The sequence below is a fragment of the Streptomyces sp. NPDC002809 genome (assembly GCF_040295435.1).
In the GTDB taxonomy this organism is placed as follows: Bacteria; Actinomycetota; Actinomycetes; order Streptomycetales; family Streptomycetaceae; genus Streptomyces.
The window spans coordinates 13,288-28,644 of record NZ_JBEOVJ010000099.1 but is presented as its reverse complement, the minus strand read 5'-3'; the positions used below and the strand labels follow the sequence as shown (position 1 = coordinate 28,644).

At 71.4% G+C, this 15,357-nt stretch carries 13 protein-coding genes; 8 read left to right on the top strand and 5 right to left on the bottom strand.

Going from position 1 to position 15,357, the window contains the following annotated elements; genetic code table 11:
* Positions 1-87: 87 nt before the first annotated feature.
* Positions 88-432: a hypothetical protein gene (locus ABT025_RS34830; RefSeq protein WP_351002668.1), complete on the bottom strand. Its 345-nt coding sequence runs from the start codon at positions 430-432 to the stop codon at positions 88-90.
* A gap of 137 nt (positions 433-569) precedes the next feature.
* Positions 570-1,355, bottom strand: a complete 786-nt coding sequence (locus tag ABT025_RS34825) for a DUF8842 C-terminal domain-containing protein (RefSeq protein ID WP_351002667.1) — start codon at positions 1,353-1,355, stop codon at positions 570-572.
* Positions 1,356-2,098: 743 nt separating this feature from the next.
* Between ABT025_RS34825 and ABT025_RS34820 the strand changes: the two genes are divergently transcribed.
* On the top strand, positions 2,099-2,314 hold the full coding sequence (locus ABT025_RS34820; protein ID WP_351002666.1) for an I78 family peptidase inhibitor: 216 nt from the start codon (positions 2,099-2,101) through the stop codon (positions 2,312-2,314).
* Between the two features lie 116 nt (positions 2,315-2,430).
* Here the strand turns inward: ABT025_RS34820 and ABT025_RS34815 are convergent, their stop codons facing one another.
* The gene (locus ABT025_RS34815; RefSeq protein WP_351002665.1) at positions 2,431-3,492 is read right to left on the bottom strand and encodes a phosphatase PAP2 family protein; all 1,062 of its coding nucleotides are present in this window, start codon (positions 3,490-3,492) and stop codon (positions 2,431-2,433) included.
* Positions 3,493-4,046: 554 nt separating this feature from the next.
* On the opposite strand from ABT025_RS34815, the gene ABT025_RS34810 reads away from it, so the two are divergent.
* Both ABT025_RS34810 and ABT025_RS34805 read left to right on the top strand, forming a co-directional pair.
* On the top strand, positions 4,047-5,786 hold the full coding sequence (locus tag ABT025_RS34810) for an MFS transporter (RefSeq protein WP_351002664.1): 1,740 nt from the start codon (positions 4,047-4,049) through the stop codon (positions 5,784-5,786).
* Between the two features lie 95 nt (positions 5,787-5,881).
* Positions 5,882-7,093, top strand: a complete 1,212-nt coding sequence (locus tag ABT025_RS34805; protein ID WP_351002663.1) for an acyl-CoA dehydrogenase family protein — start codon at positions 5,882-5,884, stop codon at positions 7,091-7,093.
* A gap of 39 nt (positions 7,094-7,132) precedes the next feature.
* Here the strand turns inward: ABT025_RS34805 and ABT025_RS34800 are convergent, their stop codons facing one another.
* Positions 7,133-7,576, bottom strand: coding sequence for a cell division protein SepF (locus ABT025_RS34800; RefSeq protein WP_351002662.1), 444 nt, complete (start codon positions 7,574-7,576; stop codon positions 7,133-7,135).
* A gap of 369 nt (positions 7,577-7,945) precedes the next feature.
* Between ABT025_RS34800 and ABT025_RS34795 the strand changes: the two genes are divergently transcribed.
* Positions 7,946-9,118: a DUF5685 family protein gene (locus ABT025_RS34795; protein WP_502972094.1), complete on the top strand. Its 1,173-nt coding sequence runs from the start codon at positions 7,946-7,948 to the stop codon at positions 9,116-9,118.
* 105 nt (positions 9,119-9,223) lie between these two features.
* Here ABT025_RS34795 and ABT025_RS34790 read toward each other — a convergent pair whose 3' ends face one another.
* Entirely contained in the window at positions 9,224-10,165 is a 942-nt protein-coding gene (locus ABT025_RS34790; protein WP_351002660.1) for an ABC transporter substrate-binding protein, read from the bottom strand.
* Between the two features lie 486 nt (positions 10,166-10,651).
* Here ABT025_RS34790 and ABT025_RS34785 point away from each other — a divergent pair, with 486 nt between their 5' ends.
* The 4 genes from ABT025_RS34785 (at position 10,652) to ABT025_RS34770 (ending at position 15,348) form a co-directional block, all read left to right on the top strand.
* On the top strand, positions 10,652-11,518 hold the full coding sequence (locus ABT025_RS34785) for an amino acid ABC transporter permease (RefSeq protein WP_351002659.1): 867 nt from the start codon (positions 10,652-10,654) through the stop codon (positions 11,516-11,518).
* Positions 11,515-13,359, top strand: a complete 1,845-nt coding sequence (locus ABT025_RS34780; RefSeq protein ID WP_351002658.1) for an FAD/NAD(P)-binding protein — start codon at positions 11,515-11,517, stop codon at positions 13,357-13,359. Before ABT025_RS34785 ends, ABT025_RS34780 begins: the two co-directional genes overlap by 4 nt.
* A gap of 115 nt (positions 13,360-13,474) precedes the next feature.
* A complete protein-coding gene (locus tag ABT025_RS34775; protein WP_351002670.1) occupies positions 13,475-14,227 on the top strand; it encodes an amino acid ABC transporter ATP-binding protein in 753 nt (250 codons plus the stop codon).
* A 53-nt stretch (positions 14,228-14,280) separates the two neighbouring features.
* Positions 14,281-15,348, top strand: a complete 1,068-nt coding sequence (locus ABT025_RS34770; protein ID WP_351002657.1) for an LLM class flavin-dependent oxidoreductase — start codon at positions 14,281-14,283, stop codon at positions 15,346-15,348.
* The last annotated feature ends 9 nt before the right edge of the window (positions 15,349-15,357 follow it).

Below are 15,357 nucleotides of genomic sequence, written 5' to 3'. Positions count from 1 at the left end.
TGACGTGTCTTCTTCCGTTCTCCCCGTAAACTACGGAGGGTGCCCCGGACCACTCGTTCCACGAGTGGTCCGGGGCTCCGTCGTATGTCAGGCGTCCCGTGAGCCCGGCGGCAGCGCCGCGGGCTGGACCCGTCCCGCGTGCCGCCCGACCCGCTGCCACGAGCCCAGGCTGCCGGTGTGGCTGCTCGGGCCGCTGCCGTGCCCTGTGCCGCCGGCGCTGCTCCCCGCCGCACTGTGCCCGGAGTGCGCGGAGTGGACGCTCAGCGAGGTGTGCGAGCCGAAGAACCCGGCACCGAAGGTCGGCAGGCCCAGACTCTCCTCGCCGCTCCGATCACCCGGCAGCGCCCTGAACGACCTGCGGTACTCGGAGTACAGCGCGTCGTAGATCGGGGTGTGGGACGGGCCGCCCGAAGGTTCCTGCGCGGGACGCATGGCAGGGATCGGGCTCGGACGCTGGTGGGAGGGGTCGTATGAGTGCACGTATGTGCCAACGACCCCGCCGTCCGTCGGATGCGGCCCCGCGGGAGAAATAGCTGTTCGTCGCGGGTGCGCGGGGTGCGCGGACATGATCAGGTCCCGGCCAGCGGCATGGCGGCCGCAACCAGGAACCCGCCGGCCGCCGCCTTCTCCAGGGCATCGCGCAGCAGGTCCTCGCGCGGCTGCTGGCCGATCGAACCGGCCGGTGCGGCATAGACCAGCACGGTCTGCGACTTGTTGGCCGCGGTCCGCCAGCCCTCCGTGACCTGAAGGGGCGCGTGCGCCTGCCACCAGGCCACCGGAGCGCCGCCGCCCGTGCCCGGCTGGAGCACCGCGTGAAGCTGTCCCATGGCGAGCAGGATGGACCAGCCGTGCAGCACCTCCGGGACCTGATCCATCCGGTGGACCGGCCGGAAGTTCTGCTCCAGCAGCAACTGCAGGAACTCGTCGCCGCCGCTGCCGTCGGTGCCGGGGCGGGCGATCGCCCCGGTCGGCTCGACGACCAGGGCGGGGTGGAGCTCGTCGTCGATCAGGACGAGGCCGCTGGTGATGCCGAGCACCGCCTGCTCGGGGACCGACAGGCCCGGGCCCACCTCCTGCTCACTGCCGGTGATGCTGCGTACGGCCCCCTGCAGCTGTTCCTCGGCCACCTGGACCACCTGTGAGGGGATGCAGGTCGCGTGGGCGAAGGCGAGGACTGCGGTCTCGTCGCCGACGAACAGCACCGTGCTGGTGCGCTCCTGCTCGGAGTCGCCGGGGGTGCGGCAGGAGGTGCAGTCGTAACTGCCGGGGGCGTTGTCGCCGACGAGCAGCCGGTCGGCTTCGGCGTCGCCGATCTCGGCGCGTACGTCCTCGCTGACGTCGAGCATGCGCGGCACGGGTGGCTCCTCGAACTCGGTACGTGCGCCGGGCGGTTCCCGGCTCATGAAGAGACAACGGGTGAGCCGCGGTCGGGGTCACGCGGGAAGGGGAACGGAATCGAACCGTCCAGGGCGATCAGGTCGCGAACGAGTGGGCGATACCTGGACAAATGCTGAACTGGCGGAACCTGCCGCAGGCCCCCTGTCCTCTCGGCGGGGGCGGGGCGGGCGGAGGGGCGGCCCGCCCCGGCGGGCCCCCGTGAACGGCGTCCGCCCGGATGCCCAGACCGGCGGCCGCTCCGACGTCCGCACTGATGTCCACCCGGAGTGCGCCTTGCTGCGCGGGCCGGAATGCGGATGATCCGGGTGTCCGCCATACGGGCAGAAGGGGGCGATGCGGGGCGGGTCGGTGGTGGGATGGTGTGGATATCATCACCACGAGATAAGGGTGCGATAAGGAAGAGTGAATTCCCGGTGGTGTGTTCATTTACGGGTGGTCATTGCGACGTGAAACCGAAGTCACCCGGGAGTGGGTATTGCCCTCGTTTTCCGGGTCGTCCCGGCCCTGTTTCGGTGATCGTCTTCGGCTCTGTGTGATTACTGTGCGTCCGCCGAATCATGCGTCCGAACGAATGACATCGAGGGGAACGCGTGTGGTGATTCTGTGACACAAGCGTGACCGGCGAGGTACGTGGGGATGCGATGTGACCAGGTGGCGCCCCGGCTTCCGCCGCCGCCCGGGGCCGCCTACGGTGGGAGGCATGGCATCCGTACCGATCCCTTCCGCCCAGCCGGACGACACCCCCGGCGCCTACGTCGGCCTTGCCGCCGAGACCGCCGAACGGCGGGCCCGGGAGCGCGGCTGGGCCACTGTCAGAGCGCTGCCGCCGGGCACGGTCATCACCATGGAGTTCCGGAGCGGCCGGATCAATTTCGAGGTCGACGCGGGCGTCGTCAGACGCTGCTGGACCGGCTGAGGGCTCCGTACGGCCCCTGCGCATCACCCCGCGTATGACTGAAGGCCCCGACTCCGGTCGGGGCCTTCAGTCATACGCGGGGTGGGCTGTGCGCACCGCTCCCGCGGTTCTGCGGGTCAGCCACCGGTCATGGGCCGGGCGGGAGCCGGACCGCCGCGGGGCGTACGGTCCGCGTGCGGCGGGCGCCGGCTGCCTGCCGGGGTGACCGGGGTCCGCTCGGAGCGCGCCGGGTGCCCCTGGTACGCGGGCGGCGCTGTGTGGGCGCGCGGGCGGCTGCCGGTGGCCGTGACCACTGCTGTCTGGTGCCCGCTCGCCCCGGAAGCCGCCCCGGAGGCAGTCCCGGGCGCCGTGTGGGCCGGGCTCCGGACCGGCTCGGAGGCGGCCTGCCGGCCTGCTGCCACGGGCTGGGGGGCGCCCGCCGTGACGGGTGCCGGTGCCGCGGTCCTGCCACGCGCACTCAGCCACTCACGGGCGGCGAAGATCCAGTTCTCGGCCCGGGTGATCAGCGGCTCGACCCAGGGCAGGCCCAGGAGGATCAGCAGCCCTGCCGCCCAGCCGAGGACCACGTCGCTGAGCCAGTGCGTACCGAGGTAGACCGTCGTCAGGCCGACCCCCAGCGAGACGATCGCGGACATGGCCGACAGATAGCGCCTGGCTCGCGGCGTGGCGGCCAGGTAGGCGAGGATTCCCCAGGTCACAACGGCGTTGGCGGTGTGTCCTGACGGAAATATATCGCCGCCGGCGAAGAGTTCGGCCGATCCGATCTGGGTCGCGTAGTGCGGGCCGAGCCGGCCGAGGCCGATCTTGACCGCGCCCACCGTCACATTGAGCAGCAGGAGCGAGGCGCCCAGCGTCAGCAGGGGCCGCAGGGTGTGCTGCCGCCAGGAGCGCCAGCCCAGCCAGCAGGCGACCATGACCGCCGTCGGTCCGCGCTGGCCGAGGACGACGTAGTAGTCGAGGAAGGCGTGGATGCTGGGCCACTGCTGGTACGGCCGGAAGAGCATGACCTTCCAGTCCAGGGTCACCAGCCAGGAAGACATGAGCACGGCAATGACGATGGCCAGATAGAACGCCAACGTCCCGCCGAAGAGAGCGATGCGGTGGCGACTCATCCGCGGTGTCTCTATCTTCGGCGGTTCCGGCTCCCGGTCCAGACGGGCAAAGATGTCGGTACGCACCCAATCGACGTTACAGCGAGTGAGTGGGTGACCCGGCCGATCCGGCCGCTTTGTGATGACGATGTGATGTGGACTATGTCTCGGCGCGGCTCGTTTTTCCGGGTGTTCTGAGAGTCCTGGCTTCCTCCCGTTTCATTTTTTGGCGGGTATTCCGTAAGTGCATTCGGGCATTGACGGAATAGCGCGCCGGATGGCGAAGTGGATTAGTCACGAGGACCCTCGGGGTCGAACGGACGGTGTCGGTCCGGTTACTGCGCGGCTGTGGGCGGTGTGTCGCGGAGGGTTCGCGCGGCCGCCCGGGCCCGCTGCCCGCGCGGCAGGACTGCCGGTTCTCGCAGGTCGGGGTGGCGCCCCGGAGGGCCCGGGACGGGCGGCCGCAGTGGCGTACGCCACACTCGGCGGCATCGGCAGGTATGAGATGGGCCACGTGTACCCCTGTCGAACTCGCGTACTCTGACGGATCACTCGCCCGTCGATGCCGGGCCCGGAGGGACAGCGACGCTGAATTCCCCGGGGGCCCGCCGAGCGTGAGGGACCTTCTGGGAGGTAGATGCATGTCCGGGACGACCACCGCCCGAATCCGTCTGCGCGAAGCCGCCGACGGAGCCAATCGATGGCTCGTGCTGGTCGTCCTCTGCCTCAGCCTGCTGCTCGTGGCACTCGACGCGACCGTGCTCCACGTCGCCGTCCCCGCCGTCACGGAGGATCTGCGGCCCAGCGCCGTCGGTCTGCTGTGGATCGTGGACGTCTACCCGCTGGTCTGCGCGTCCCTGCTGATCCTCTTCGGAACGCTCGGTGACCGGGTCGGACGCCGGCGCGTCCTGCTGCTCGGCTACGCGCTCTTCGGGGTCGCCTCCGCCGTCGCGGCCATGGCCGACAGCGCGGGCGTGCTCATAGCGGCGCGGGCACTGCTCGGCGTCGGCGGCGCGATGATCATGCCGGCGACGCTGTCGATCCTCCGGCAGGTGTTCCCCGACCGCCGCGAGCGGGCCATGGCGATCGGCGTGTGGAGTGCCGTCGCCGCCGTCGGAGCCGCCACCGGACCGGTCATCGGCGGCTTCCTCGTCGAGCACTTCTGGTGGGGCTCGGTCTTCCTGATCAACATTCCGCTGATGGCCCTGATCCTGCCGGTCGGCCGGCTCCTGCTCCCGGAGTCGCGTGGCAGCGACGACGGACCCTGGGACGTGTTCGGTGCGCTGATGGCCGCCGCGGGCGTGCTCGGCGTCGTCCTCGGTGTGAAGCGTGCGGGGACCGGAGAGGAGCTGCTCGGCCCGGGCACGCTCGTGCCGCTGCTGGCCGGGGCCGTGCTGCTGGTCGCGTTCGTCCGGCGCCAGAAGCGGCGGACACATCCGCTGATCGACATCGGGATGTTCTCCAGGCCCGCCTTCACCACGGCGGTGGGCTGCATCGTCCTCGCCATGCTGGCCCTGGTCGGCCTGGAGCTCATCGCCGTCCAGTACCTCCAGCTCGTCCTGGACCTCAGTCCGCTGGAGACCGGTCTGCGGCTGCTGCCGCTCACTTTCGCCGCCATGGCCGCGGGTGCCACCGGCTCGTACAGCCTGCGCCGGATCGGGCCGCGCCGGATGGTCGGCTGGGGCTTCGTCCTCACTGCGGTGGCGGTGCTGATGCTGACCGCGATGGGGCAGCACGACCGGCCCGGCCTGCTGACCGTGTCCTTCGTCGTGCTGGGCTTCGGTCTGCAGTCCACGCTCTTCGGCGCGTACGAGTCCATGCTCAGCGAGGCGCCGGCCGAGCGGGCCGGCGGGGCGGCCGCGATAGGCGAGACCGCCTACCAGCTGGGTGCCGGCATGGGGATCGCCCTGCTCGGCAGCGTGATGAACGCCGCGTACGTCCCCGGCCTGGCCAAGCTCCCCGATGAGGGGATCCCCGCCTCCGCCGGTGCCGCGGCCTCGCGCTCCCTCGGTGAGGCGTACCAGGTGGCCTCGCAGCTGGGCGGTCCGCTCGGCGCCGTACTGCGCGACACCGCCCGGAACGCCTTCGTCGGCGGGCTGCACATCACCTTGCTGGTCAGCGCGGGTCTGCTGCTGCTCGGGGCGCTTGCCGCGCTGAGGCTGCCGCGCGTGATGGAGTGCCCGCCGCTGCTCTGTGAACCCCAGGAGCCCGCGGAGGGCCCCGGGGTGCCCGCGGCCAGGAACGCGCAGGAGCCCCTCGGCCACGGCGAGCTCCCCAGCTCCCGCGAGATCCCGGTCCAGGAGCGGTCCGAGGCGCTGCTCCGGCTGCCCGCGCGGCGCAGGCCGGCCGAGGCGACGGGCTCTGGACGCGCGGCACACTGAGTCGTAACGTCGGCACGACGCCGTAACTAACGCTGCTAGTTTTTGGCGCCCCCCACCGACATCGGTACCGTGCGAGCCGCCGGAGGCACTCCCTCATGTCCACCGCTCCGTCCTCGAAACTCCCGCCCTTCGACCCCCGCGACCCGATCGGCATCGACGACCTCCTGGGTGCCGAGGATCTCGCGATCCGCGACACGGTCCGCGTCTGGGCCGCCGACCGCGTCCTGCCGCACATCGCCGAGTGGTACGAGAACGGCGAGCTGCCCGGCATCCGCGAGCTGGCCCGCGAACTCGGTTCGCTCGGGGCCCTGGGCATGTCCCTCCAGGGTTACGGCTGTGCGGGCGCCACCGCGGTCCAGTACGGGCTGGCCTGCCTGGAGCTGGAGGCCGCCGACTCGGGGATCCGCTCACTCGTCTCCGTACAGGGCTCCCTCGCCATGTACGCCATCCACCGCTTCGGATCCGAGGAGCAGAAGCAGCGGTGGCTGCCCGGAATGGCGGCCGGCGAGATCATCGGCTGCTTCGGTCTCACCGAACCGGACCACGGCTCCGACCCCGCCGGCATGCGGACGTACGCCAAGCGCGACGGTGAGGACTGGGTCCTCAGCGGCCGCAAGATGTGGATCACCAACGGATCGGTCGCCGGGGTCGCCGTGGTCTGGGCGCAGACCGACGACGGCGGCGAGGGCAGCGGCATCCGCGGGTTCGTGGTGCCCACCGACGCGCCAGGCTTCTCCGCGCCGGAGATCAGGCACAAGTGGTCCCTGCGCGCCTCGGTCACCAGCGAGCTGATCCTCGACGAGGTGAGGCTGCCGGCCGACGCCGTGCTGCCGGGCGTCACCGGACTGCGCGGCCCGCTCAGCTGTCTCAGCCATGCCCGCTACGGCATCGTCTGGGGAGCCATGGGCGCCGCCCGGTCCAGCTTCGAGGCGGCCGTCGACTACGCGAGGACGCGTGAGCAGTTCGGGAAGCCGATCGGCGGCTTCCAGCTCACCCAGGCCAAGCTCGCCGACATGGCCGTCGAACTGCACAAGGGGATCCTGCTCGCCCACCACCTCGGCCGTCGGATGGACGCGGGCAGGCTCCGTCCGGAGCAGGTCAGTTTCGGAAAGCTGAACAACGTGCGGGAGGCCATCGAGATCTGCCGCACCTCGCGCACGATCCTCGGCGCCAACGGGATCTCGCTGGAGTACCCGGTGATGCGCCACGCGACGAATCTGGAGTCGGTGCTCACCTACGAAGGAACCGTGGAGATGCACCAGCTGGTGCTGGGCAAGGCGCTCACCGGTCTGGACGCGTTCCGGTAGACGGGGGTCGCGGCCGGACCGATCCGGTGAGCGCCCCGCTCAGCTCTGGTTGAAGAAGCCGTCGGCCGGCCGGCCGGCGGCTTCGCCGTTGACGACCTGGGTGTCGGCGGGGGTCAGCAGGAAGACCCGGGTGGCCACGCGGTCGATCGACCCGCGCAGTCCGAAGATCAGTCCCGCGGCGAAGTCCACCACGCGCTTGGCGTCGGCGGAGTCCATGGATGTGAGGTTCATGATCACCGGGACGCCGTCCCGGAAGAGCTCTCCGATGCTCCGGGCGTCCCGGAAGCTGTCCGGGGTCACCGTGGCGATCCGGCGGCCCGTCTCCTCGGCCGCCTCCGAGGCCACCTGCACCCGCGGATCGGTCACCCAGGCCTGACCGGTCCCGGTCCGTGCACCTTCGGCGTACTCGTCGTCGTCGTAGTACCGCTCGTCGTTGTCCTCTACGAGGCCCAGCCAGGCACTCGCCTTGCGCACCGATCCCATGGACGCCTCCTCTCACCGCGGTTCCTTGGCGTTCCGCATGTCTTTCGTATCCCTATGGTCGTCCATGATGCGGATCGTGCGCCAAGGGGATAGGCGGCGCGCAGGGCATTCGTGACGGTACTGGTGCAGAAGATGTGGCGATTCGTCAAGGTTCCTCCTGCATAAGGGCCCTGGGGATAAGAAAATATGCTCCTCCGGTCCGTACGGGTGACATGGGGGACGTACGGGTGAACGGGTCACTCGATACGATGCACGTCGCGCACGCGCCCGACTGCGGCGCACAGGTGAACGGCTCCCGGGGGGACGGCTGTGTTCGGAATCGTGAGGCCCTGTACTCATCGCTTGACGGAAGGGCTCAAGGCGGAGTGGATGGCCCATCTCTGTGGGCTCTGTCTCGCGCTTCGCTCCGACCATGGGCAGTTCGCCCGGATCGTCACGAACTATGACGGCCTGATCGTCTCGGTCCTGACGGAGGCTCAGACCGAACGCACCCCCGCGCAGCGGCGCACAGCGGGGCCCTGCCCCCTGCGCGCCATGCGCACCGCCCCCGTCGCGCGCGGCGAGGGCGCCAGGCTCGCGGCCGCGGTCTCGCTGGTGCTTGCCTCCGCCAAGGTGCGCGACCACGTGGCCGACCGGGACGGCCTGTTGGCGCGCCGCCCGGTCGCCGCGGCCGCCCGCAGGGTGGCGGCGGGCTGGGACCGGGCCGGGGCGCGCACCGGCGCGCAGCTCGGTTTCGACACGGCGCTGCTCGTCGACGCCGTCGACCGGCAGACCGGCATCGAGCTGCTCGCGGGGCCCGGCACCCCGCTGCTGACGGTTACGGAGCCCACCGAGACAGCCACCGCGGCGGCCTTCGCGCACACCGCCGTACTCGCGGGCAAGCCGCAGAACGCCGAGCCGCTCGCCGAGGCCGGGCGCCTCTTCGGCCGCCTCGCGCATCTGCTGGACGCCGTGGAGGACCAGGAAGCTGACGCCGCGTCGGGTGCCTGGAACCCGCTCACCGCGACCGGCACCTCGCGTACGGAGGCCAGGCGGCTGTGCGACGACGCGCTGCGCGGCGTACGGCTGGCGCTGCGCGACGCGGAATTCACCGACGACAAGCTCGCCCATGTGCTGCTGGCGCACGAACTGCGGCGTTCGGTGGACCGGGCCTTCGCCACGGATGTCTGTTCCCATCAGGGTGGCGGGCTCCTGACCGAAGCCGTCCATCCGTCAGGAGGGCGGCCCACGGCGTCGTTCGGGCCGCCCCCGGGCAATCCGTACGCCCCCACCGGGCCCGGGGGACCCTTCGGTCCGCCGCAGCCGCCGGAGCCCCCGCGCGACCGGCGCGGTCTCGTCATGGGGTGTCTGGTGTGGGCGGGGCTCGCCTGCACCTGCCAGATGTGCTGCGGCACCTTCGACGACCCGTGGAGCCGGCAGCGGCGCGAGGGGCTGTGCAGTCAGTGCGACTGCGGGGACTGCTGTGAGGCGTGCGACTGCTGCAGCGGCTGCGGGGACTGCTGCGACGGCTGTGACTGCTGCGGATGCGACTGCAGCTGCTGACCTTGCGTCACGCGGCGCTGCTGCGGCTGCTGACCGTCAGTCATGCGGGGCGACCGCGGCCCGCTTCCTTGCGATGCGGGCGCGGCCACGGCTGCTGACCTCGTGTCACTTGATCTCGGGCGGCGAGATCTGCGAGGTCCTGACGGCCGAGGCGGAGATACCCCACTTCTTCAGGATCCGGTCGTAGGTGCCGTCCGCCTTGAGGCGGTTGACGGCCGCCTGGAAGGCGGGCGCCAGCGGGGTGCCCTTCTTGAAGGCGAAGCCGACGTCGAGACGCTTGAACTCGTTGAGGAAACGCACACCCTCCTGCTGCTGCACGGCGTACCTGAGCCCGTTGATGGTCGACATCACCACGTCCGTACGCCCCTGCTGGAGTGAGGTCCAGACGGCCGACGCATCGGAGTACGTCTTCACGTCGTACGCCTTCTTGCCGGCCTCGGAGCACCGGTGCCGGTTCTCCGCCAGCGTCACCTCGAACGTGGTGCCCGCCGCGGTGCCGACGGTCAGGCCGCAGAGCTGGGTGAGATCGGTGATCTCGGCCAGCTTGCTGTCGTCACGGACCGCGAAGCCCTGGCCGTCGTTGAGGTAGGTGACGAAGTCGATCGTCCGGCTGCGTTCGTCGGTCACGCCGAAGTTGCCGGTGCCCACCTCGTACTTCCCGCTGTCGAGCGCGGGCAGGATCGCCTCGAAGGCGGCGACCTCCCGCTTCGGCTTCAGCCCGAGCACCTTGGCCACGGCGTCCCCGAAGTCGATGTCGGTGCCGGCCAGGGTCGTACCGTCCGTGAGATAGGTGGCGCCGGGTGGGCTGCCGACGCTGGAGGCGATGTTCAGGGTGCCTGAGGAGCGGACCTCGGCGGGCAGCAGGGCAGCCGCGGCCGCGTCCTTCCTCACTCCCGACACGACGTCGGTGGTGGGGACCGCGCCCTTGGCGGCGGAACCGGCCGCGCCCGCGGGGGCGGCCGCCGGATCACCCGACCCGCACGCGGTCAGCGTCAGCGTGGCGGCGGTGATCAGCGCGAAGGCAGCGGTGTGCCGGGTACGGGGCATGAGGGGTGGTTCTCCAGTTTCGTCGGCCGTGGACGGGCGCGGGGCAGCGCGCGACGGCCCACGGACGGGGCGGAGGAAGGCGGGACACGACGGAAGACCGGTGTGAGGGGAGGGTGGTGCGGTGTTGTGTACGCGAGGGCACGCGGGGGAGAACTCGGACGCCGTTCACGGCGCGAGCAGGAATGCGGGGCGGAGCAGGGCGTCAGCTCAACAGGAACAGGACCACACGCGACCGAAGTCGATGTGGGAGCGCTTGACCAGCCACTGCTGCGAATACATGGCCCAAGTGGAACAGGCATCCGGTGGTCCGTCAACTGACATGAGACGTACGGCTCACAGTGTGGACAGGGTTGACAAGCCGCTGCGAACAGCGCTTACCTCGGAGGCGGATCGGGCTGAGGGGCCCGGTCCCTGTTGTGTTCCACCGTTGTGTTCCGTGCCGAGGGCGCGCCCCGTGTTCGATCGCCGCATCCACGGAGCCCTCGCATGTCCGCACAGACAGACTCCCTTCCGCCGGCCCTCCCGGCCGAGCACCTCGAAGACAACGATGCCGACCGGCTGCGGATCGTCCCCGTGCGCCGGACGGGCCAGTGGACGGCGGCCGCCGCCGTACTGATCGCCCTCGGCCTCGCACTGAACTCCGTCATCCGCAACGAAGCCTTCCAATGGGATGTCGTCGGCGACTACTTCACCACCACGGCGGTGCTGCGCGGCCTCTGGCTCACGCTCTGGCTCACCGCGCTCGTGATGGCGCTCGGCTTCGCGCTGGGGACGCTGCTCGCCGTCCTCAGACTCTCCGTCAACCGCGTGCTCCAGGCGGTCGGCTGGGGGTACGTATGGCTCTTCAGGTCCACCCCGATCCTGGTCCAGCTGCTGTTCTGGTTCAACATCGGAGCGCTCTACCCGGAGATCCTCGGCGTCCGTACCGTCAACCTCCTCGGCCCCGTCACGGTCGCCGTCATCGGACTGACGCTCCACGAGGCCGCGTACGCGGCGGAAGTCGTCCGCGGCGGCATCCTGTCCGTGGAACGCGGACAGCTGGAGGCCGCCCAGTCCCTCGGCCTCGGCCCGTGGCGGCGGCTGTACCGGATCGTGCTGCCGCAGGCGATGCGCTCCATCGTGCCGCCCGCCGGGAACATGCTCATCGGCACCCTCAAGGGCACCTCGATCGTCAGCATCATCGCCGTGCAGGACCTGTTGTACTCGGTCCAGCTCGTCTACCACCGCACCTACCAGGTCATCCCGCTGCTGCTGGTCGCCACCCTCTGGTACGTCGTCGTGACCTCGCTGCTCGGCGTCGGCCAGCACTACGTCGAGCGTTACTACGCGCGCGGCACCGGGGACGCCCGGTGAACGCCGTCCCGACGCTCGTCGTCATCGGCGCCGGACCGCGCGGCACCGGTCTCATCGAGCGCATCGCGGCCAACGCCCCCTCGCTGTACGGCGACCGGCCGCTGGACATCCATCTCGTCGACCCGTTCCCGCCCGGCGGCGGCCGGATCTGGCGCCACGACCAGTCGCCGCTGCTGTGGATGAACTCCATGGCCGAGGACGTCACCATGTTCACCGACGACACCGTCCGCCAGGAAGGTCCCGTACGGCCGGGGCCGGCGCTCGACGCCTGGGCGGCCGACGTGCGCGAGGGGCGGACCGAGCCCGGGCCGCACATCGCCGACGAACCCGGACTCCGCGACGAGATAGCGGAGTTGAGGGGACCGGACTTCCCGAGCCGGCGGCTGCAGGGCGCCTATCTGCGCTGGGTGTACGAGCAGTCGGTGGCCGCGCTCCCGCCCACCGTCACCGTCCACGAGCACCGCGTCCGGGCCCTGCGCGTCACCGGCCCCCGCGGCGGCCGCCAGTCCGTCCACCTGGAGGGCGGCGCCGAACCGCTCACCGCCGACCTCGTGGTCCTCACCATCGGCCACCTCGACGCCGAACCGGACGACGAGCAGCGGCGGCTGTCCCGCTTCGCGGACCGGCACGGCCTCATCCACCTGCCGCCCGACTTCACCGCCGACAGCGACCTGAGTGCCCTGCCCGCAGGTGAACCCGTCATAGTCCGGGGCTTCGGACTCGCCTTCATCGACCTGATGGTGCTGCTCACCGAGGGCCGCGGCGGACGGTACGAGAACGGCACGTACCTGCCCTCCGGGAAGGAACCCGTCCTGTACGTCGGATCGCGGCGCGGTGTCCCGTACCACTCCAAGATCGGATACGTCCGGCCCGGCGAGCGGCCGCCGGTCCCGCGCTTCTTCGGCCCCGACCGGGCCGAGGAACTCCTGAACCGGCCGGAGCCACCCGACTTCCACCGCGACATATGGCCCCATGTCGACAAAGAGCTCGGCTACGCCCACTACCACCGCCTCTTCGCCTCCCACCCGGAGCGCACCGCGGCCGACTGGAGCGCCTTCGAGGAGCAGTACGCGGCCGCCGACCCGGGCAGCGCCGAACTGCGGGCGGTGATCGCCGCGGGCGTCCCCGACCCCGCCGACCGGCTCGACCTGGCGGCGCTCGACCATCCGCTGGGCGGGGTGCGCCACACGTCGGCCGCCTCCTTCCAGGAGGCGACGCGCGCCTACATCACCGCGGACCTGGCCCGCCGGCACGATCCCGGACACAGCGAGGACCTCGCCGTCTTTCTCGGACTGCTCTCCGTATACGGCCAGTTGATCCGGTTCGGCGACATCGGGGACTGGTGGCACGGCTTCTTCAGCTACCTCGCCTCCGGGCCGCCCGGCCCCCGGCTGCGACAGCTGCTCGCCCTCTCCCGGGCCGGTGTCGTCCGCTTCCTCGGAGCCGGGACGACAGTCGAGACCGACGAGGAACAGGGCCTCTTCCGGGCAGGCGGCGCCACGGTGCCGGGGGAGCGGACCGAGGCCCGCGCCCTCGTCGAGGCCAGGCTGCCCGACCCCTCGCCGCGACGCACCCGCAGCACCCTGCTCCGGGCGCTGTACGAGGACGGGGCCGGCGCCACCGCCACCGGACTGCTCGCGGTCGACCCCGGCGACGGCCGGATCCTGGACCGCGACGGCTCCCCGCACCCCCGCCGCTTCGCGCTCGGCCCGCACACCGCGGCGCGCACGGGCGGTGCCTTCACCCGGCCGCGCACCGGCGGCCCGGCCTTCGGGCAGAACGACGCCACCGCACGCGCCGCTCTCACCTTCCTGCGCGACCTCGGCCGTACCGATGGCTGACCGGCGCGCGCACCCCCGATCCGAACCGCCCGAGGACATCACCATGAAGACGATCAGCCGTCCCCCGAAGAGCGAACCGGCCACCGCACCCGCCCACGGGGCCGCCGCCGCGCCCATGGTGGAGATCCGGGGCGTGCACAAGAGCTTCGGCTCCCTGGACGTCCTGCGCGGCATCGACCTGTCCGTACGCACCGGCGAAGTGACCGTGATCCTCGGCCCCTCCGGTTCGGGGAAGTCGACCCTTCTGCGCACGATCAACCACCTGGAGAAGGCGGACCGCGGATCGATCACGGTCGACGGGGAGTTCGTCGGCTACCGCAGGAAGGGCGACAAGCTGTACGAACTCCCCGAGCGCGAGGTACTGCGCCGCCGCACGCGGATCGGCTTCGTCTTCCAGAACTTCCACCTCTTCCCCCACCTCACCGTCCTGGAGAACGTCACCGAGGCCCCGGTGGCCGCGCTCGGCCGTACGAGGAAGGAGGCCGTCGACGCCGCGCACCGGCTCCTCGCCCGCGTCGGGCTCGACGACAGGGCGACGGCGTACCCGAAGCAGCTCTCCGGCGGTCAGCAGCAGCGCGTCGCCATCGCGCGGGCGCTGGCCCTCGAACCGAAACTGCTGCTCTTCGACGAACCCACCTCCGCGCTCGACCCCGAACTCGTCGGCGAGGTCCTCGACGTGATCAAGGACCTGGCGGAGCAGGGCACCACGATGATCGTCGTCACGCACGAGATCGGGTTCGCCCGCGAGGTGGCCGACGCCGTCGTCTTCATGGACGAGGGACGGATCGTCGAACAGGGCCCGCCCGCCGACGTACTCGGCCGGCCGCGCCACGAACGCACGCGCGCCTTCCTCTCCAAGGTCCTGTGACCCGGGACTCCTGGGCCCGAAGCCACTTCCGAACCCTTCCGAAAGAGCCCGCCATGTCTCACCTCCGCCCTCTCCACCTGGCCGCCGAGATCGGCGGCCCGCCCCGCTACGACCCCGAGCACTACACGGGCCTCGCCCGCCTCGCCGAACGCGGGACCCTCGACTTCGTCACCCTCGGGGACTCGTTCGCCCGGCCCGGACCCGACGCACTCGCCGTGCTCTCCCGGGTCGCGCCCGGCACCCGCAGGATCGGGCTCGTGCCGACGGTCACCACCACCCACACCGAGCCCTTCCACGTGTCGTCCGCCGTGGCCACGCTGGACTGGGTCAGCGGTGGCCGGGCCGGCCAGTGGGTGGACGTGTCGACGACGGCCGCCGAGGCCCGGCTGTTCGGCCGCCGCCCCGCCGCGCCCGCCGCCGAACTGTGGCGGGAGGCCGGCGAGGCCGCCGACGTGGGAGCCCGTCTCTGGGACAGCTGGGAGGACGACGCCGAGATCCGGGACGCGGCCGGCGGCCGCTTCCTCGACCGCGACAAGCTGCACTACGCCGACTTCGAGGGCACCGCCTTCCGCGTCCGCGGCCCCGCCATCGTGCCCCGGCCCCCGCAGGGCCACCCGGTCACGGTCGTCGACGGGACGGCGGACCCGGCCAGGGAGACCGCCGCCCGCCACGCCGATGTGGTGCTCGTCCGGGCCGGCACACCCGAGCGGGCCGCCGAGATCCGTGACGACGTGCGCCGCCGCGCAGCGGCCCACGGGCGCGACCCCGGGACACTGCGGGTGCTCGCCGCGCTCAGCGTCGACCTCGGCGACGCCGAATCCGCCCCGGAGCCGGGGCTGGAGAGCGGGCCGCCGCTGGCCGGGCGCGGCACGTACTACCGCGGCGGTCCGGTCGACCTCGCCGATCTGATCACCCAGTGGCACCGGGCCGGAGCCGTCGACGGCTTCCACCTCACCCCGATCACCCCCGAGCGCGACCTCGAACGGATCGTCAACGGCACGGTGGCCCTGCTCCAGCACCGCAGCCTGTTCCGCACCTTCTACCCCGGCGGCACCCTCCGCGAGCACCTGGGCCTGGCCCGTCCGGCCAACCGGTACGCACGCCGAGGAGAACGGGTATGACGGCCGCCC